The organism is Desulfothermobacter acidiphilus, from assembly GCF_052073645.1.
GTDB lineage: Bacteria > Bacillota > Desulfotomaculia > Desulfotomaculales > Ammonificaceae > Desulfothermobacter > Desulfothermobacter acidiphilus.
In genome coordinates, this window is record NZ_CM125440.1 from 202,148 (window position 1) to 218,784 (window position 16,637).

The 16,637-nt window shown below is 57.1% G+C and carries 18 protein-coding genes, 2 pseudogenes and 1 riboswitch; of the genes and pseudogenes, 13 read left to right on the top strand and 7 right to left on the bottom strand.

The features are described from left to right. Positions 1-4 precede the first annotated feature (4 nt). The 8 genes and pseudogenes from fliD to ACTLLP_RS01150 all read left to right on the top strand — a co-directional run bounded on the left by fliD (position 5) and on the right by ACTLLP_RS01150 (position 8,821). The gene (gene fliD, locus ACTLLP_RS01115; RefSeq protein WP_441059950.1) at positions 5-1,393 is read left to right on the top strand and encodes a flagellar filament capping protein FliD; all 1,389 of its coding nucleotides are present in this window, start codon (positions 5-7) and stop codon (positions 1,391-1,393) included. A 19-nt stretch (positions 1,394-1,412) separates the two neighbouring features. Next, positions 1,413-1,814 carry a flagellar export chaperone FliS gene (gene fliS / locus ACTLLP_RS01120; protein ID WP_441059952.1) on the top strand — a complete coding sequence of 134 codons (402 nt, stop codon included), beginning with the start codon at positions 1,413-1,415 and terminating at the stop codon, positions 1,812-1,814. Between the two features lie 2 nt (positions 1,815-1,816). Continuing rightward, positions 1,817-2,137, top strand: a complete 321-nt coding sequence (locus ACTLLP_RS01125; protein WP_441059954.1) for a hypothetical protein — start codon at positions 1,817-1,819, stop codon at positions 2,135-2,137. Continuing rightward, positions 2,134-6,147, top strand: a complete 4,014-nt coding sequence (locus ACTLLP_RS01130; protein ID WP_441059956.1) for a glycosyltransferase — start codon at positions 2,134-2,136, stop codon at positions 6,145-6,147. Before ACTLLP_RS01125 ends, ACTLLP_RS01130 begins: the two co-directional genes overlap by 4 nt. Continuing rightward, positions 6,144-7,223: a glucose-1-phosphate thymidylyltransferase gene (locus ACTLLP_RS01135; RefSeq protein ID WP_441058292.1), complete on the top strand. Its 1,080-nt coding sequence runs from the start codon at positions 6,144-6,146 to the stop codon at positions 7,221-7,223. The genes ACTLLP_RS01130 and ACTLLP_RS01135 overlap by 4 nt, the downstream gene beginning before the upstream one ends. 16 nt (positions 7,224-7,239) lie before the next feature. Next, positions 7,240-7,701 (top strand): dTDP-4-dehydrorhamnose 3,5-epimerase family protein, encoded by a 462-nt coding sequence (locus tag ACTLLP_RS01140; RefSeq protein WP_441058290.1) that lies wholly within the window; start codon positions 7,240-7,242, stop codon positions 7,699-7,701. Positions 7,702-7,710: 9 nt separating this feature from the next. Beyond that, positions 7,711-8,658: pseudogene (gene rfbB, locus ACTLLP_RS01145) on the top strand (dTDP-glucose 4,6-dehydratase); the annotation flags it as partial. Positions 8,659-8,686: 28 nt separating this feature from the next. Further along, positions 8,687-8,821, top strand: a complete 135-nt coding sequence (locus tag ACTLLP_RS01150; protein WP_441061545.1) for a DUF433 domain-containing protein — start codon at positions 8,687-8,689, stop codon at positions 8,819-8,821. Between the two features lie 56 nt (positions 8,822-8,877). Here ACTLLP_RS01150 and ACTLLP_RS01155 read toward each other — a convergent pair. The 3 genes and pseudogenes from ACTLLP_RS01155 to ACTLLP_RS01165 form a co-directional block, all read right to left on the bottom strand. Then, positions 8,878-9,123: pseudogene (locus ACTLLP_RS01155) on the bottom strand (DUF5615 family PIN-like protein); the annotation flags it as partial. Positions 9,124-9,192: 69 nt separating this feature from the next. Beyond that, a complete protein-coding gene (locus ACTLLP_RS01160; RefSeq protein WP_441059958.1) occupies positions 9,193-10,488 on the bottom strand; it encodes an RNA-guided endonuclease InsQ/TnpB family protein in 1,296 nt (431 codons plus the stop codon). Positions 10,489-10,623: 135 nt separating this feature from the next. Next, entirely contained in the window at positions 10,624-10,809 is a 186-nt protein-coding gene (locus tag ACTLLP_RS01165; protein ID WP_441061548.1) for a DUF433 domain-containing protein, read from the bottom strand. A 93-nt stretch (positions 10,810-10,902) separates the two neighbouring features. On the opposite strand from ACTLLP_RS01165, the gene ACTLLP_RS01170 reads away from it, so the two are divergent. The 3 genes from ACTLLP_RS01170 (at position 10,903) to ACTLLP_RS01180 (ending at position 12,791) form a co-directional block, all read left to right on the top strand. Next, positions 10,903-11,808: a glycosyltransferase gene (locus tag ACTLLP_RS01170; protein ID WP_441059960.1), complete on the top strand. Its 906-nt coding sequence runs from the start codon at positions 10,903-10,905 to the stop codon at positions 11,806-11,808. A 264-nt stretch (positions 11,809-12,072) separates the two neighbouring features. Continuing rightward, a complete protein-coding gene (locus ACTLLP_RS01175) occupies positions 12,073-12,339 on the top strand; it encodes a type II toxin-antitoxin system Phd/YefM family antitoxin (protein ID WP_441059962.1) in 267 nt (88 codons plus the stop codon). After that, complete coding sequence (locus ACTLLP_RS01180; RefSeq protein WP_441059964.1) at positions 12,336-12,791, top strand: type II toxin-antitoxin system VapC family toxin; 456 nt, start codon at positions 12,336-12,338, stop codon at positions 12,789-12,791. The genes ACTLLP_RS01175 and ACTLLP_RS01180 overlap by 4 nt, the downstream gene beginning before the upstream one ends. A 31-nt stretch (positions 12,792-12,822) precedes the next feature. Here ACTLLP_RS01180 and ACTLLP_RS01185 read toward each other — a convergent pair whose 3' ends face one another. Beyond that, positions 12,823-13,305, bottom strand: coding sequence for a ribonuclease toxin HepT-like protein (locus ACTLLP_RS01185; protein ID WP_441059966.1), 483 nt, complete (start codon positions 13,303-13,305; stop codon positions 12,823-12,825). Continuing rightward, a complete protein-coding gene (locus ACTLLP_RS01190; protein ID WP_441059968.1) occupies positions 13,287-13,646 on the bottom strand; it encodes a nucleotidyltransferase family protein in 360 nt (119 codons plus the stop codon). The genes ACTLLP_RS01185 and ACTLLP_RS01190 overlap by 19 nt, the downstream gene beginning before the upstream one ends. 178 nt (positions 13,647-13,824) lie before the next feature. Beyond that, positions 13,825-13,996, top strand: a riboswitch (cobalamin riboswitch). A 90-nt stretch (positions 13,997-14,086) separates the two neighbouring features. Here ACTLLP_RS01190 and ACTLLP_RS01195 point away from each other — a divergent pair. After that, a complete protein-coding gene (locus tag ACTLLP_RS01195) occupies positions 14,087-15,202 on the top strand; it encodes an ABC transporter substrate-binding protein (protein ID WP_441059970.1) in 1,116 nt (371 codons plus the stop codon). A gap of 2 nt (positions 15,203-15,204) precedes the next feature. Further along, entirely contained in the window at positions 15,205-16,209 is a 1,005-nt protein-coding gene (locus ACTLLP_RS01200) for a FecCD family ABC transporter permease (RefSeq protein ID WP_441059972.1), read from the top strand. 36 nt (positions 16,210-16,245) lie between these two features. Here ACTLLP_RS01200 and ACTLLP_RS01205 read toward each other — a convergent pair whose 3' ends face one another. Next, positions 16,246-16,395 carry a DUF5615 family PIN-like protein gene (locus ACTLLP_RS01205; RefSeq protein ID WP_441059974.1) on the bottom strand — a complete coding sequence of 50 codons (150 nt, stop codon included), beginning with the start codon at positions 16,393-16,395 and terminating at the stop codon, positions 16,246-16,248. Then, positions 16,392-16,634 carry a DUF433 domain-containing protein gene (locus ACTLLP_RS01210; protein WP_441059976.1) on the bottom strand — a complete coding sequence of 81 codons (243 nt, stop codon included), beginning with the start codon at positions 16,632-16,634 and terminating at the stop codon, positions 16,392-16,394. Before ACTLLP_RS01210 ends, ACTLLP_RS01205 begins: the two co-directional genes overlap by 4 nt. Between the last annotated feature and the right edge of the window lie 3 nt (positions 16,635-16,637).

Consider the following 16,637-nt stretch of genomic DNA (forward strand, 5'->3'; position numbering starts at 1 on the left):
ATGTATGGCCGACATGAGGATAGTGGGCATTTTTTCGGGACTAGATACTCAGAGCATTATTGATAAGCTCATGGCCCTGGAGAGAAAGCCTATAGTGCTTCTTCAGCAGAAGGAAGCCAAGTTAGAGCAGCAAAAAGTAACCTGGCAGAAGATAGGACAAGACCTTAATGCTTTAAATGTAGCCCTTTTTAATCTGACTCTTTCCTCTACCTTCATGGATAAAGCAGGTGTTTCCTCTAACACATCCATACTCACGGCACAGGCTTTAAATACGGCTCAACTAGGTACCTACAATATAACTGTAACACAAATAGCACAGGCTCAGAGCGTAGCTTCTAACGCTTATACTGATCCTACGGTTGCTTTAAATCTTAGTGGTACCTTTCAAATCAATGGGAAATCAATAACTGTAGCAGCCACCGACTCTTTAAACTCTATACGCGACAAAATAAATGCCGCTGGGGCCGGAGTCACAGCTACGGTAGTATTGCAGCAAACTGGCAGCTACCGCCTGGTTATCACCAGTCAAACTACCGGTAGTGCTGGCGCCATTAGTTTTGTAGACGATGCCACCACTAAAGTGCTGCAAAGCCTTGGTATCCTCACTTCTACCGGTACCGTGGCCAACCAGCTAACGCCGGCTCAGGATGCAGTCTTTACCGTTAATGGCCTCCAACTTACCCGCAGCAGCAATACGGTTACCGATGCCATTCCTGGGGTTACCCTTCAGTTGCAAGGAGCTGGCTCGGTTACCCTTAGTATTACCACTGATGTACAAACTATAAAAAGTAAGATTAAAAACTTTGTCGACAAATACAATGCCCTTATGCAGGACATTTCCGAATACACCAAGTACGACCCCAACACCAAGACAGCAGGCATCCTCATGGGCGACGATTCCCTTTACCAGCTCCAGAGCAGCCTGCGGCGCTGGATTTCGGATTTTGTGAGTAATCTTTCTTATCCCTACAATAGCCTGAGCGGCATAGGAGTAACCACTTCGGGCGAAGCGCCTACTTTGAGTATAGACGATACCAAACTTTCCCAGGCTTTGAGCCAAGCTCCTGATAAGGTGGCCCAACTATTCTCGCAAAATTCAGGCAGTGTTTCTCCTAGTCAGGCTGATGGCGTGGCTGTGCGCTTGAGTAAAATTCTCAATCTCTGGCTTACGGGCACCGGAGCTACCGGGGTAGGATTCCTTCAGGCTAAGGACAACTATTTCTCTCAGGAAATACATAGCATCGAAGACCAAATTCGCTCTATGGAGGAGCGGCTTAAGGTGAGGGAAAGAGTCTTATGGCAACAGTTTACTGGTATGGAAGAGTTTTTAGCTCAGCTCAACGCCCAGAGCAGCTGGTTGGCCCAGAAATTTGCCCAGCTAAACAAGCAATAAATTTCGGGAGGGAAGATCTATGGAAGCAGCCAACAAGTATCTGGAAATGGCGGTCAGCACCGCGCCGCCGGAGCGCCTGCTCCTCATGCTCTATGATGGGGCCATAAACTTCCTTCACCGGGCTATGGAGGCCATCGAGGCGCTGGATTTCGCTGAGGCTAACCGGCTCATCATCCGGGCGGAGGAAATAGTGACCGAGCTCAAGAACTCGCTTAACCCCCAGTACGAAATAAGCCAGCATCTTGAAAAGGTTTATGACTACTTCCTGTCTCGCCTCTTTGCGGCCAACGTGGCCAAGGACACGGAGATTTTGCGGGAAGTGCAGCAGCACCTGCGCGAACTGCGCGAAGCTTGGTCCGGGATCATCTCTCGGGGGGCAGGTGTCGGTTCTCCCCCTTCTTCCTGGGGCCCGGAGGTGTAACTTTGCCCGAAAAGATACTTAAGACGTGGTTGCAACTGGCCCAGCTCCAGAAGGAAGCCATCAACAACAGGCAAAAGGAGCGTTTGGAGCATATACTGGCAGCTAAAGAATGCCTGCGCCGTCTCCTGGAGAAAGAGGGCTCGCTTTCCTCCGGCGAGTCCATATCCTCTCTGATCAAGGAGATCCTAGCCGCCGAAGAAGAGGCCCGAACTCGGCTGCTAGAGTGGAAGAAAGAAATCGGGCAAGAAATTGATGTGCTTAACCGCTGGCGGGAGTGGGCGAAAAGCCTGTATTTCGTAGCAGAAGGGAGAGAGGAAAGTTGATCTCCGAAAGCCGCTTGCGCGAGGGTTACTATCACAAGACTCGCCCGGAAATCCTCACCCGGGTTCCTCATTGGGCGCGAACAGTACTGGATGTGGGCTGCGGAGCGGGTATGTTGGGTAAGGCTCTTAAAGAGAGGAATCCGGAGGTTGTAGTCTACGGTGTGGAAATTCTTCCCCTGGTGGCAGCAGAAGCAGAACAGGTGTTGGATAAAGTGTTTGTGGGGAATATCGAAGAACTCTCCCTCAACCCACCGCCCGGCGGCTTCGATGTTATCGTCTTGGCCGATGTGCTGGAGCACTTAACCGATCCTTGGGGGGTTGTTGAGAAGCTGGCCTCTCTGCTCAGCAGGCGGGGGCTGATGGTGGTCAGCCTGCCCAATCTGTGCAACTTTATGGAAATTAAAGGTATCTTTGATGGTTTGTGGCAGTACAGCTCCGAAGGTATTTTCGACCGAGATCACCTTCGCTTCTTTACCGCAGCTACTGCCAGAAAGATGCTGGAGGAAGTGTGCTTAAAAGTTTGCGAAACTACCTTTGTGCCTGATATCCGGTTTGCATTCCCGCCTAATCCCTCCCGCTTGCCCCGGAATATAAGGCTGGGACGGCTGACTATGCAGCACGTTAGCGACCGGGAACTGACGGAGCTTTCTGCTCTGCAAATTATCTTAGTTGCCAGAAGAGCGGTTTGGGACAAGAACCCTGATGAACCGGAAGTGTCAATAGTAATAGTTAATTGGAACGGGCTTGCATACCTCGAGCGATGCTTAAACAATATAAGGGCCAACTCCGGCGACAGGATTAGCTACGAAGTGATTGTGGTGGACAACGGCTCTACTGACGGCTCACGGGAGTTTTTGCAGAAGCTTTCCTGGGTTCGCCTTTTGCTCCTTGAACGTAATCTTGGCTTCGGGCCGGCGGCTAACTTAGGAGCAGAGATGGCGCGAGGAAGATACCTGGTTTTTCTCAACAATGACACCGAGCCGCAGCCGGGATGGCTCGAAGCACTGCTGGAAGCGGCTGACCCGCCCCAGGTGGGTGCGGTAGGCGCCATGCTTCTATACCCTGACGGTCGGCTGCAGGAAGCAGGCGGCATTGTCTTTCAGGACGGGTCGGCGTGGAACTACGGCAGAGGCCACGCACCAGATTTACCGGAATTCAACGAACGCCGGGATGTAGATTACTGTAGCGCTGCTGCTCTTTTGGTAAAAGCCGAAGCTTTCTGGGCTGCCGGCGCTTTCGATCCCCTTTATGCCCCTGCTTATTATGAGGACACCGATCTCTGCTTTTCTCTGAGGGCCAGGGGCTGGCGAGTAGTTTTTGAACCGAGGGCCAGAGTGATCCATCTGGAAGGAGCTACTGCGGGCCGGGACCTCAGTTCGGGCTTCAAGCGCTATCAGGTTATTAACCGCGAGAAGTTTTATCAGAAGTGGCGGCAGGAACTCTCCCGGCAGTGGCCTCCTTTACTTGAAGTGGTCCCGCTGGCTGCGCAGCGCGTACCTCCGCTGCGCATTCTGATCGTGGAGCATGTTCCGCCAGTTTACGATCGCGCCTCGGGTAGCCAGCGGCTTCTCCAGCTCATTCAGCTTATGCTTGAGGAAGGTCACACATTGGGCTTCTTCTGTTGCTTTTCCTGGAGAATGGACGACTACCTGGATATGTTGCAGAGTATGGGAGTGGATGTGGCCTACGGGGCAGACTGGCCTGCAGGTAACGCAGGGCAACAGGAGGAAATTAAAAGAAAACTTCTCGGTTTTGCGCTGGATTTTGTGCCGGATGTCGTGTGGTTTCATACCTACCAAATGGTGGAGGCCTTCATGGAACCCCTGCATGCCCTTTTCCCGGAAGCCAGAATGGTGACTGATAGCTGCGACCTTCACTTTCTCCGGGAAAAGCGCATGGCCGAAATAAATGGCATCTCATCTTCTAAGTCCGGGTGGCAAGATACGCAAAGGCGGGAACTGGCTGTGTATGCTAAGTCAGACGTAGTGGTGGCTATAACCAGGAAAGAAAAGGAACTCCTCGAGACCCTGGTAGAATCTACCCCGGTGATCGTTATCCCCAACATCCACGAGCCGTGGCCGCAAACCCCTGGCTTTGTCGAACGCTACGGCCTCCTCTTTGTAGGTAATTTCTTCCATACTCCGAATGTGGATGCTGTACATTGGTTCTTAGACGAAGTATGGCCCCTACTAGTAACTTCCGACCCCTCCCTTACCTTCACGGTGGTAGGTAACGCTCCGCCTCCTTCTCTGAGGGGCAAGGCGCAGGCTGCGCCGGGGAACGTGGTCGTGACCGGTTACGTTCCGGAGATAGAGCCTTACCTGCGAAGCGCCCGTGTGGCAGTGGTACCGCTGCGGTACGGGGCAGGAATGAAAGGGAAAATCGGTGAGGCGCTGGCGGCCGGTCTGCCGGTGGTGACCACTTCGGTGGGAGCGGAGGGGATGGAGTTGGAAGGCGGGGTCCACGCCCTGATAGTCGACACGGCCGCGGCTTTTGCCGCGGCCGTCCAGCGCCTTGCTCAGGATAAGGCCCTGTGGGAGAAACTCTCGCAAAATGGAAGGACTTATATTCAGACCCGTTACTCTTTCGACAAAGTCAGGTTCGATTTGCGGAAAGCCTTGCTTCAGGCCCTGCAGGTTTCGCCCAAGCCGGGCAAAAATGTGGAAGGGAATACCTATCTTCTACAACAGCGTGTTAACCGGGCTCGTGAAGACAAAGTGGATAAAGGGGTTTACTGCTTTTCTTCCGAGAAGGAGCTAATAAGTGTTGTAATGCCTGTTTATGGCGACATAGGGCCTACCCGCGTATCGGTAGATGCACTTTTTAAGTTCACTAATTATCCTATAGAGCTTATCTTAGTAGATAACAGTGGTAGCCGAGAGATGGCAGAGTTTCTGGAAGATGTAGTTGCGAAGCACCGGGAGAAGGTGAAGGTTATAAGACCAGGAGATAATTTGGGTTATCCTTTAGGTTGCAATTTGGGCCTAGCTGCAGCGGAAGGGAATTACCTCGTGGTGATGAACAACGATGTGGTGGTATCTCCTTACTGGGCTAGCTATCTGCTGGCAGCTTTCGCTGCTGATCCTCGCTTGGGCATTGGGGGGCCATGCACCAACTACGCCGCTGGTTTTCAGGGGACAAACCTTTCACCTCCTGACCTTGCTTCTTTTCCTGACTGGGCAGCCCGCTGGCATCGGGAGAGAGCGGGAAAACTGACGGTGGTTAACCGCTTGATAGGCTTTCTCTGGATGATGAAGTGCGAGTTACTGGAGGAAATCGGCGGTTTCGACCCCCTCTTTGGGGTGGGCAATTTTGAGGACGATGATTACTGCCTCCGGGCGCAGCTGGCGGGCTACCGTTTGGCCGTGGCAGAGGACGTTTTTGTACACCACTACGGCAGCCACTCCTTCCGCAAACAGCCCGAAAGTTATATGCGGCTCCTCAAGACCAACCGCCTGCTCTTCCAAGGGAAGTGGGAGCTGGAGTTCAAGGACGGAAGCTATAACCCTGAGGAGGTGCTGAGGCGGGCCTGGAGCCGGGAAGAGCTCTTCGTCCCTCTCGATTTTTCGGCTATCTTTTCCCCTCAGGTCAAGCCCCTGGATCTAGGTGGAGGAAATAAGCCTTTCCGTTTTCTTTGCATTCCCGATCCTTCCGACGAGGAGGATTCCTGGCTAAAGTTGGCGAAAGAATTCCTAACAAGTCCTGTCGCTTCCAGGGAGGCCAGTCTCATCATATGGGTCGAGCCTCCGCTCAAGAGCTGGCTGGTGGAGGTTCTCTCTCGGCTGCAGTACCTGGCGCGGCGGGAGGGCATCGACCTGGAAAAGGCTCAGGCGGACGTAATGATCGAAGCGCGCCGGGTCCCTTCCGGCCAGCGCGGCCGCGTCTACCGGGCGGCGACCCACTTTGTTTCCCTCTCTGGGGTGCGGCAGGCGGCTACCCTGCGCGAAGCGCGGGCTTGCGGTCTGGAAATTCTGGAGCTGGAGGAAGCCCTTCGGCGGCTTAAGGGGTGAAGAGTTTGAAGGCGCTGGTTCTCTCGGGCGGCAAAGGTACCCGGCTGAGACCCTTGACCTTCACCACGGCCAAGCAGCTTTTGCCGGTGGCCAACCGGCCCATCATCCACTATGTCCTCCAGCAGCCCCTGGAGGCGGGGATTGAAGACATCGGCATCATCATCTCCCCGGAGACGGGAGGCAAGGTAAGGGAGGCGGTAGAAGGGGCCTTCTCCGGCCGTGCCTGTCTCACCTTCATACTGCAGGAGGAGCCCCTGGGCCTGGCGCACGCCGTCAAAACGGCGCAGGACTTCCTGGGCCAGGATTCCTTTCTCATGTTTCTGGGAGACAACCTCATTCAGGGCGGAGTGCGTCAGTTGGTCAGTGGGCTTGAGCGGGGGGAAAGCGAGGCTGTCATCCTGCTTAAGGAAGTTCCCGATCCCCGCGCCTTCGGCGTGGCCGTGCTCGACGGCGAGGGGAAGGTAGTGAAGCTTATTGAAAAGCCCAAGGAGCCTCCCAGCAACCTGGCCCTGGTGGGGGTCTACGCCTTCACCCCGGCCATCCACGAGGCCATTTCCCGCATCAAGCCCTCCTGGCGGGGGGAGCTGGAGATAACCGATGCCATCCAGGAACTCATCCACCTGGGCGGAAGGGTGGAGGCTTTGAAGCTTGAGGGCTGGTGGCTTGACACCGGCAAAAAGGACGACATCCTGGAGGCCAACCGGCTAGTTTTGGACGAGTACGCCGAGCGCCGCCTGGAGGGAGAGGTAGACGGAGAAAGCGTCGTGGTAGGAAGGGTGACGATGGGTCCGGGCAGCCGGATCGTGCGCAGCACCATACGCGGCCCCGTGGTCGTGGGGAAAAACGTCCTCATCGAGGACTCCTTCATCGGCCCCTTCACCGCCATCGGGGACGGGGTAGTGCTCCGGGGGGTGGACATCGAGCACTCCGTGGTGCTGGAGGGCTGCCACCTGGAAAACGTGGGGCCGGTAGAGGACAGCCTCATAGGCTACCGGGCTAGGATAAAGAGGGCCGGGGGAAACAGGCGCAGTGCTCTGCGCTTCTTCATCGGAGACGAGTGCGAAGTAACTCTTTAGAGGAAGGGGAAGGGAAATGGAGCTCATATACGGGGTGCAAGTGAAAAAGCTCAGGCTCATTCCTGACGACCGGGGATTCTTGATGGAGTGCCTGCGTTCCGACTGGCCGGAGTTCACGAAGTTCGGCCAGGCCTACGTCACCGCCTGCTACCCGGGGGTGATAAAAGCCTGGCATTACCACAAGGTGCAGTGGGACCACTTCGTCTGCATCTACGGCATGGCCAAGGTGGCGCTTTACGACCCGCGCGAGGACAGCCCCACCAAGGGCATGGTCAACGTCTTTCATATTGGGCTTTTGAACCCCTGCCTCATAAAGATACCGCCGCGGGTCTACCACGGCTTCACCAGCGAGGAAGGACAGCTCGCCCTCATCCTCAACATCCCCACCGAGCTTTACAACTACGAGGAACCGGACGAGTACCGCGTGTCCTACAACGACCCCTCCATCCCCTTCTCCTGGGAAGTAAGGCACGGGTAGGTGAATAAAGTGCGTTTGCTGGTAACGGGAGGGGCCGGTTTTATAGGCTCCAACTTCGTCCGCTACATCCTGCAGAAGCACCCTGACTGGGAAGTGCTCAACTTCGACAAGCTCACCTACGCGGGCAACCTTGACAACCTCCGGGACGTGGAAAGCCTTTCCGGCTACCGCTTCGTCCAAGGGGATATCGCCGACCCCGGGCTGGTGGAAGAGCTCATGGCCGGGGGCTGGGACGCGGTGGTCAACTTTGCGGCCGAGACCCACGTGGACCGCAGCATCGCCGACTCCTCTCCCTTCGTGCGCACCAACGTGGAAGGGGTGAGGGTCCTTTTGGAGGCCGCCCGCAGGCACAAGATCCCTCTCTTCCTTCAGGTCTCTACCGACGAGGTGTACGGCTCCTTAAGAGAAAAGGATCCTCCCTTCACCGAAAGCTCTCCTCTTCTTCCCAACAGCCCCTACGCGGCCAGCAAGGCGGCGGCCGATCTTCTGTGCCGGGCTTATCACCGGACTTACGGCCTGCCGGTGATCATCACCCGCTGCTCCAACAACTTCGGTCCCTACCAGTTTCCCGAGAAGCTCATCCCGCTGGCCGTGACCAATCTTCTGGAGGGGAAGCCCGTGCCCGTTTACGGGGACGGGAGGAACATAAGGGACTGGATCTACGTGGAGGACCACTGCCGGGCGCTGGAGCTGGTGCTCCTCAAGGGCCGGCCGGGGGATATCTACAACATCGGCGGGGGCCAGGAAATGCGCAATTTAGAACTCCTCAAAGAGATACTGCGGCTTTTGGGCAAAGGGGAGGAGTATCTGGTTTTCGTGCCCGACCGGCCGGGGCACGACTGGCGCTACGCCCTGGACTCGACCAAGATCGAGCGGGAGCTGGGCTTTGAAAGAAAGCACACCTTCGCCGAGGCCCTGCGCCGCACGGTAAAGTGGTACATAGAAAACGAGTGGTGGTGGAGGCCTTTAAAGGAGCGGCTGAAGGATGATCGACATCCACACCCACATCCTACCCGGGATAATCTTGAATCCGGAGATCAGGGGCGGCAAGCCGGTCATAGAGGTAACGCGGGTACCCGTAGATGTTCTTTTGGGTAAATGGCTATTGCAATTGTTTTGAGGGGTGCCTCTAGTGGACGGGCAAGAGGCGGATTCGGAGTTTTCCTCCGTTACGGTAATGATTGCTCCTTTTAGCAATTCTGCTTCCACAGTCGGAAGAATGCGTAGGAGCAGCGCTGCAACGGCCCGGGGTTCTGCTGTCCCCAAGCGAAACGAAATGATGCTCGGCCCCGAAGCATTTGCAACGGCCAAAAGGGCGGAAAAGTCCAAATCTTGGGTTGTGATCACCATTTGTTGGGTTCGCGCGTATTCGAGAATCTGTTGGTCGGAAACATTATAAGGGAGCGCATCGCTTACTCGCACGACCTGATGCCTGCCTCGCGAATTGACTCCCTCCCCAGGGCTAAAGCCCGGGGATTCCTTCAGGCAGCTTTAAGCCGCCATCCGGCTGCCGCTCGCCGCTTTAAGCGTACCGGCGGCAGGTTCGCAGCGGCTTTCCCACCGGTGTCTATTCCACCGGAGTACTTGCGGCCGCTGGGGCGTGGCCTCCGCCCCGTGCTCCTTCGAGGAGCCCTGAAGAAGTATGTTTAACGCCGCGTTAGCATCTGCGTGCCACATGCGGCCGCACTTCTCACATACTGCTTTGTGCCGGACAGGCCGCCTGACAGGATGCCCGCAGACGGCGCACCGGGAAGACGTCCCGCGCGGCTCCACAGGAACGACCTTTATCCCGGCCCGAGCACAGGCAGCCTCGATGAGGTTCCTTAACATACGGAAAGCCCAGAAGTTGTGCACCAGCCAGTTCTTCGGCCCAAAGTCCATGTCCTCCCGGACGCCCGTCAGGTCCTCAAGAAACAGCACGGTCACCCGGTGCCGCTTCAAGACACGGGCAATCTCTGCGGCCAGGGCTACAAAGGCGTGTCTCAACCTGCGGGTGCGAACCTGGTAGAGCTTCCTCAACTGCCGGGAGGTTTTACGCCCGGCCCGGTTCAGCCTGGACTGCTCTTCTGCTATCTGCTTAGTCCAGTACAGGAAGTCCTTCCAGACTTCCCGGGCGGAAAAGAGGAGCTGGCGGTCGAGCCCTTCGACGGCCAGAGCAGCCAGCACCCTGGCGCCGAGATCCAAAGCGGCGCATTTCTCGGGCCGGATTTTTCTCACCGCCTCCGGCACTTCCACCACCTGGTGGGCGTACCAGCGCTTTCTCACAGGGTCATACTTGAGCTCCAGGGTCTTGGGTCGGCCGTGGAAACGCAGGACGCCCTTCGTGCGCAGGACCAAGCGATCTCCCTGCCTCTTCCGGAGGTCCCGCGGCAGTGTGAGGGAAAGGGTGCGGGAGTCCAGGGAGTAGGAGGTGGGCGCCTTGACGGGGATGACGCGGAATATACGCTTTCCCGTGCGGCGATCCTTCCAGTAGCGGGGTATGCGCGGCGGCCTTGACATATCGCCCTTACGGTACAGTATCAGGCAGGCGAAGTAGGAGTCCCACGCCTTCCTTGCTTTCTTGATGACCTCCTGCCCGATGTGGGCGGGCAGGGCTTTGTATGCTGGGTGCTCCTTGAACTCGGAACACAGGGCCTCGTAGGAAGGCACGGGTTCTCCTTTGAAGAACGCCTGCCTGCACCTGTACGTCACGGCGTTGTAGAGGGCAGCGCAGCGGTCCCCGATGGTCTCCAGGACTTGCTCCTGCTGTTTATCCGGAAGAGCCCGGACGACGTTGGTGCGTTTCATGCTTCCATTGTAGCACAATCTGAGGCCGCTTTCCTCGACCTTAGGCTTAAAAGCCGGGGCCTTCAGCGGCGAACTTTTTTGGTAAAGCACAGGTTACCGGCGAGATATGCATGTCTGCCAAGTACTTGAGCTTTTTCAAGATCTTGAGGCCTCCTGGGGAATCGGCCGCACCTGCTCCGCAGCAAGCCAGGCGGCGTAAGCGAGGCTTTGGCGGATGTCTTCTTCTTCCAACTCAGGGTATGCTGCAAGGATGGTAGGAATGTCCATACCAGAAGCCGAAAGCTTTAGGATAAACGCCACCGTGATCCGCATCCCTCGAATGGTGGGTTACTCCATACAGACCTCCGGGTCGCGGGTAATCCGGTCAAGCTTCATACCGAGTAACCCCCGATGTGTTTTAGTTTTTCAGCGGCAATGACGTTTATACTATACTACAACAAAGAAGGCTTCGGTATCGCCTGCTTGGAGGTTCAGATTTGCGGCACGCCGGTCGTCGCCTACGGCAAAGGCGGGGTGGAAGATACGGTGGTGCCTGCGACCGGGGATAACTGGGAGTCGGCCACCGGGCTTTTCTTCCTAGAGCAAAGCGTGGAGGCGCTGGAAGCTGCGGTGAAGCAGTTTCTGGCTTGGGAGGATCATTTCCGGCCGGAGGTGCTGCGCCGCAACGCAGAGCGCTTCAGCCGGGACCGGTTCAAGGAGGAGATTGTGGCTTTTGTCCGGAAGAAGTGGGAAGAGTTCTGTCCGGAAGAAGTGGGAAGAGTTCCAGAGGAGGCGGCAGATTCGGTGAGCGCCACCCGTGTCATCGCCCGGGCCACGGCGGTGATCGCCGGGTTCACTCTGCTTTCTAAGGTGCTGGGCTTTGTGCGGGAGATGGCCTTGACCCGCGCTTGGAGGACCTGCTCAGGCGCTCTCCAAATCTTGTTTGCTCTAGCTGACAGTCTTGGAGCTCGGAATGATTTTGCCGGACTGGTGCTGCAGATGGACTTTCGATCGAGAGGACGAAAGCTTTGCTGGCTCCTGGCAATAGCCTGCCTGGCGGCCATTGCCTATTTCTCCAACCAGCCCTTTGCCGAACAGGATCTGCGGCCAGAGATAGAGCGTCACCCCGGGTTGATGGAGCGGGTGCGGGAGCTGCCACCGGTAAGCTTCTCCTACAGCGGCCAGCCGGTGGACAGCCGCCGCGCCCCGGCGGTGCTGGTGGCCTCTTCCCGGCGCATCAGGGAAGATTTGGGCTGGCGGCCCCGCTACGGCGACCTGGAGACCATCGTCCGCACCGCCTGGGGGTGGCACCAACGGAACCCAGAGGGCTACTGCGAATAGGAGCGGTGCTGTAGAGGAGAACTGCTCCAGATCTGAGCAGCAAGTCCTTTACCGGGAGTTCTTCCCTAACGCCAGCTGGTGTCAGTTGGGCGGTGGAGGTAGCCGTCGGCAGAAGCCTTTGGCTTCTGTCTGCACAATGAGTACCTGGGTGGGCTAAGCAAAACATACATTTGCTTAGGGAGAATTGAGTTCGGTGTTAACTCTTTTGCTTCGTTGAAATGTGGCTTCATTTATGTTATGATGTAGCTATCGGAGGTGACTTTTATGCAAGCGGGTATCAGGGAGGTCAAAAACCGTTTCAGCGAGTACCTCAGGCGCGTCAAGCAGGGAGAAATACTCCTCATCACGGAACGCAACGTGCCCGTTGCCAAGCTGATCCCAGTCCAACGGGACGAGCAGCTCCCTGTTTTGACCCTGGTAGAACAGGGAATAGCTTCCTGGAGCAGGGGGAAGCCGCAAGGGATAGCCGCGCCGCCAGCAGTCCGTGGCGCTACCTCAATCGGATCATTGGTTGCGGAGGACCGCCGGTGATCTGCTACCTGGACACCAGCGCCCTGGTGAAGCTCTATGTCCGGGAACCGGGCTCAGAGATGGTGCGTAAGTTGGTGGACGAAGCTTCTGTGGTGGCCACCAGTAAAGTCGCCTATCCAGAGGCACGTGCTGCTCTAGCCCGGGGTTTCCGGGACGGGTTACTGGAGGAAAAGGACTACCGCCAGGTTGTGGTGGCCCTGCAAAACGATTGGCCGAGGTACCTTGTCTTAGAAGTATCGGATTCCCTCGCCTGGCTTGCTGGGGAATTGGCCGAAAAACACCGCCTCAGGGGTTTTGACGCCATTCACCTTGCCGCGGCGCTAACCTTGAAAACGCAGGTGAAGGGCCGGGTAGTGGCAGCCTGCTTCGACGACCGGCTGTGGGAGGTCCTATGTGCCGTAGATCTCGAAGTGGTGCCGGAAGTGAAACCTTCCCTGCTCCTGAGCGGGTAGTATTTGACTTAGTTCCTCGTATGGGAGGAGGTCACGCAGGGTTCTCTTCGTTCACCGAGCTTTTCAGTTTTTGAATGAACAGTTCAATGTCTCGACGATACTTATCCTTTAACATCAGGGCGTCCTCCAGCACCAGACGCAGCTTCCGCTCATCGAGCTCGGTGGCGTAGGCCCAGCGGAAAAAGTGCCTGAAGGATCTGAGGTTATCGAGCAGACGAACTGTTTCGGGGGAAAGCAGCGCCGGGCGTATACCTTCGATCTCGATGGCCATCCTTTTGAGCAGCTCTGCGTGGTACCTGCTTTTTGCCTCGATCTGGTTTTCGAAGGCTTCGGCCACGATTTTGAACAGGTCCTCGAAACCGCAGTACAGGTTGTGCAGCCGGAAGGCCAAGCTTTCCCACTCAGCGGAAGATTTGGGTTCTTTGCGCTCTTCCACTTTGGCGAATAGTTTCTCTATGCTTTCCACCTGGCTCTTGATTCTGGCGACAAGGATGCTCAGGCGGGCTTTTTCCATTTCAACCCCTCTTTCCTTATGGTTTCTGCGAGGGGGTGGCGCTCAAGCTGGATGAGATCGACATCGGTTCCCAGCTCGGAGGAGAGAAGAGCTGCTGCCGGGAAGAAGTCTTTGTCATCGAGACCCGCTATGGCTATGTCGATGTCTGACACACCGGGCAGAAAGCGCCCTGGCTTTACCAGCGAACCGAAAATATACGCTTCCTCGAAGCTGTAGATCTGCGCCAGCTGCTCCAGCGCTTTAAAAGTTTGCTCGAGCAGCTGCTTGCGGACTTCCTCCCTTTCTTTGCGCTTCTTTTCCAGGACGGCGTCTATGAGATGGGTAGAGAAACGTTCGCCCACGATTTCGTTGCACCCCCCCCACATCTAAGTCAATTATAGCCCGGTTATTAGGCAAGGAAAACATACTTTATATCATAAGCTGGGTGTCGGCATACTGCACTTTACCCCAGAATTTCGGCCGCTCGCCCATCTTTCTTCTTGCTCTCCCTTACTTTTCTATGCTAAAAGTGTGGTAAAAGCATAGCTTCCTTCGGCGGGTGTGAGGGAAGCGGGTGCGAATCCCGCGCGGTCCCGCCCACTGTGACCGGGAGCTCGCTGCCCGCTGCTCAAGCCACTGGGCTTCGCGTCTGGGAAGGCCGGGCAGGGCGAGGAACGGGAGCCAGGAGACCTGCCCGTCGGGAGGGAGAAATCCGCGGCCTTGCGGGGTTAAGGCCGGGGCGAAAGGCTGTTTCGTCCCGGCGCAGGGCCGGGGCTTTAAATTTTGCTAAGGGGGAGAGAGTTTGCGACGGTATCTTTCGGTGCTGATGGTAGTCTTGCTCCTCGCGCTTCTGGCCGGTTGCCGGACGAGTTCTTCCACCTCGGAGAAGGCTCCTGCCGGGGAGCTCAAGCTGGCCTACGCCAAGGGCTTTAAGATCGAGTATTTGGATAAGGGGTGCAAGCTGGTCACCGACGGGGACGGGAAGAAGCTCCTGCTCTGTCCCAGGGGGGGGAAGCCCCCGGCCGGGTATGAAAACCTCCCGGTGGTTTACACGCCGGTCAAGCGGGTGGTGGTGCTCTCCACCACCGAGGCGGCCCTGCTCAAGCCCCTGGGGGAGCTGGGGAGCATTGTGGGGGTGAGCACCCCGGCCAAGGACTGGTATATTACCCAGGTGAAGCAGGGGATAGAGGAGGGGCGGATCACTTACCTGGGCAAGCTGGAGGCGCTCGATTATGAGAAGATCCTGGCCTTAAAACCCGATGTGGTCTTCACCTTCACTGGAGCCATGGGGGGCGACCAGGCGGCGGCCAGGCTCCGGGAGCTCGGGGTGCCGGTGGCGGTGGACAACGAGTGGCTGGAGGAAAACCCTCTGGGGAGGCTGGAGTGGATCAAGTTCCTGGCCACCTTTTACAACAAGGAGAAGGAGGCGGAGAGCTTCTTCGCCCAGACGGAGAAAAAGGTGCAGGAACTAGCGGACAGGCTTAAAGACGCGCCTAGGGCCAAGGTGGTGTGGGTGAACGTCTGGGGCGGGAAGGTCTATGTCCCCCGCGGCAACTCCTACACCGCGCAGCTCATAGCCATGGCCGGCGGGGACTACCTGATGAAGAACCTGGAGGGGGTGGGCTCGGCGCAGATAACCCCGGAGGAATTTTACCGGCAGGCGCGGGAGGCGGAGGTTATGATCTACGCTTCCAGTCCCAACTACGGGGTCAAATCGGTTTCAGACATACTTAAGCAGGCCCCTTTGTGGAAAGACTTGCCGGTAATTCAGCAGGATCGAGTTTACTGTCTGGCGCCGGATTACTGGCAGAGCTTGGACGCGCTAGACCGCCAATTGCAAGACCTGGCAGCTATCTTTCATCCCGATAAATTTCCGGGCCACCAGCTGCAGCAATTTTTGCCTCTGCCCAAGGCTTAGCGATGCGCCGCTGGTATTGGTTCTTCGCTCTCGGTTCGCTGCTGCTGGTATTTGGGGTGCTGGTGCTGAGCTTGGGATGGGGCTCGGTAAATATACCGCCGGGGAAGGTGCTGGCAGTGTTGGCGCATCCCGGGCGCTCGGGGCTGGCGGAGGCGGTGGTGGTCAAGATCCGCCTTCCCCGAGCTCTGGGGGCACTGCTGGGCGGGGCGGCGCTGGGAGTGAGTGGGCTCTTGCTGCAAGTCTTCTTCCGCAACCCCATCGTCAGCCCCTACGTCTTAGGGATTTCTTCGGGGGCTTCGCTAGCGGTGGGAATACTGGCGTTAAGCACCCTGACCGCGGGCCTTTCTCTCGCCCCCTCGCTCTTGGCTCTTGCGGCTTTCACCGGAGCTTTTACGGTCACGGCGGCAGTGACGGCGCTGGCCCCCCGCACCCGCTCGGTGGTGACCTTGCTGGTGATAGGCCTCATGTTCGGTTACGTCGCTAGCGCCGTCACCAGCATTCTCCTGGCTTTTGCCGAAAGGGAGCGGGTGCACGGCTTTTACCTCTGGACCTTTGGCAGTTTCGCTGCCATGGACTGGGGAAAAGTGGCGGTGCTGGCAGTGGCTGGCCTTCCTCTTCTGTTTTTTTCCTCTCTTCTAGGCAAGGCGCTCAACGCTTACCAGGGGGGAGAGGAATACGCTTTGAGCGTAGGGATTAACGTGCGGCGCTTCCGGGTGGCGGTGGTGGTGCTTTCCAGCGCCTTAGCCGGGCTGGTGACCGCTTTTGCCGGCCCGGTGGCTTTTATCGGCCTGGCCGTGCCCCACCTGGCCCGGCTCATTCTACGCACGGCTGACAACCGGATGCTCATTCCGGCGGTGATTCTTCTAGGGGCGGCAGTCACCGGTATTTGCGACCTTATGGCCCGGCAGCTCTTCTGCCCGGTGGAGCTCCCTATTACCGCTGTCACTTCTCTCTTCGGAGCTCCTTTGGTCATAGGGTTTCTTCTGAAGGGGAAGGTGAGGATGTAGCCGGGACTGGGGAAATAACCCGCTAATCTTTCTTTTCTAGCTGGCGGAAACGAACCATGCCCAGCCCAACACAGCTTCGTCATAGATACCTGGCTCTGCTTCGGCCACATACGAAACAGTATGACCGGCTTCACGAAGGCGCTCCACGATCTGGCGGTCGACGCTTTCGTCAGCCACGAACTTCATTTTGCTGCCTCATTAATGGGATAGACTACGTCTGACCTAAGAGCATCTGCGGCAAAGGCCAGAGCAGCCCGAATTGCTTCCCTCGTAAGCCGGGGATGGGCTTCTAAGATTTGCTCGATTGTTTCGCCAGCGGCTAGTTTCTCCAGGATAAGCTCCACGGCAATGCGGGTCCCGGCGATCACCGGCTTGCCCATCATAATCTTCGGGTCCGATACGATTAGTCCCTGGTACTTTTGCATTCT

What these genes read in the sequence shown, in the direction of transcription:
- ACTLLP_RS01205 (WP_441059974.1), bottom strand. Translation starts at nt 16,395, where the DNA reads ATGAAGTTCGTGGCTGACGAAAGCGTCGACCGCCAGATCGTGGAGCGC.
- ACTLLP_RS01175 (WP_441059962.1), top strand. Translation starts at nt 12,073, where the DNA reads ATGCAAGCGGGTATCAGGGAGGTCAAAAACCGTTTCAGCGAGTACCTC.
- ACTLLP_RS01150 (WP_441061545.1), top strand. Translation starts at nt 8,687, where the DNA reads ATGATCGACATCCACACCCACATCCTACCCGGGATAATCTTGAATCCG.
- ACTLLP_RS01160 (WP_441059958.1), bottom strand. Translation starts at nt 10,488, where the DNA reads ATGAAACGCACCAACGTCGTCCGGGCTCTTCCGGATAAACAGCAGGAG.
- fliS (WP_441059952.1), top strand. Translation starts at nt 1,413, where the DNA reads ATGGAAGCAGCCAACAAGTATCTGGAAATGGCGGTCAGCACCGCGCCG.
- ACTLLP_RS01140 (WP_441058290.1), top strand. Translation starts at nt 7,240, where the DNA reads ATGGAGCTCATATACGGGGTGCAAGTGAAAAAGCTCAGGCTCATTCCT.
- ACTLLP_RS01210 (WP_441059976.1), bottom strand. Translation starts at nt 16,634, where the DNA reads ATGCAAAAGTACCAGGGACTAATCGTATCGGACCCGAAGATTATGATG.
- ACTLLP_RS01185 (WP_441059966.1), bottom strand. Translation starts at nt 13,305, where the DNA reads ATGGAAAAAGCCCGCCTGAGCATCCTTGTCGCCAGAATCAAGAGCCAG.
- ACTLLP_RS01170 (WP_441059960.1), top strand. Translation starts at nt 10,903, where the DNA reads ATGACGTTTATACTATACTACAACAAAGAAGGCTTCGGTATCGCCTGC.
- fliD (WP_441059950.1), top strand. Translation starts at nt 5, where the DNA reads ATGGCCGACATGAGGATAGTGGGCATTTTTTCGGGACTAGATACTCAG.
- ACTLLP_RS01200 (WP_441059972.1), top strand. Translation starts at nt 15,205, where the DNA reads ATGCGCCGCTGGTATTGGTTCTTCGCTCTCGGTTCGCTGCTGCTGGTA.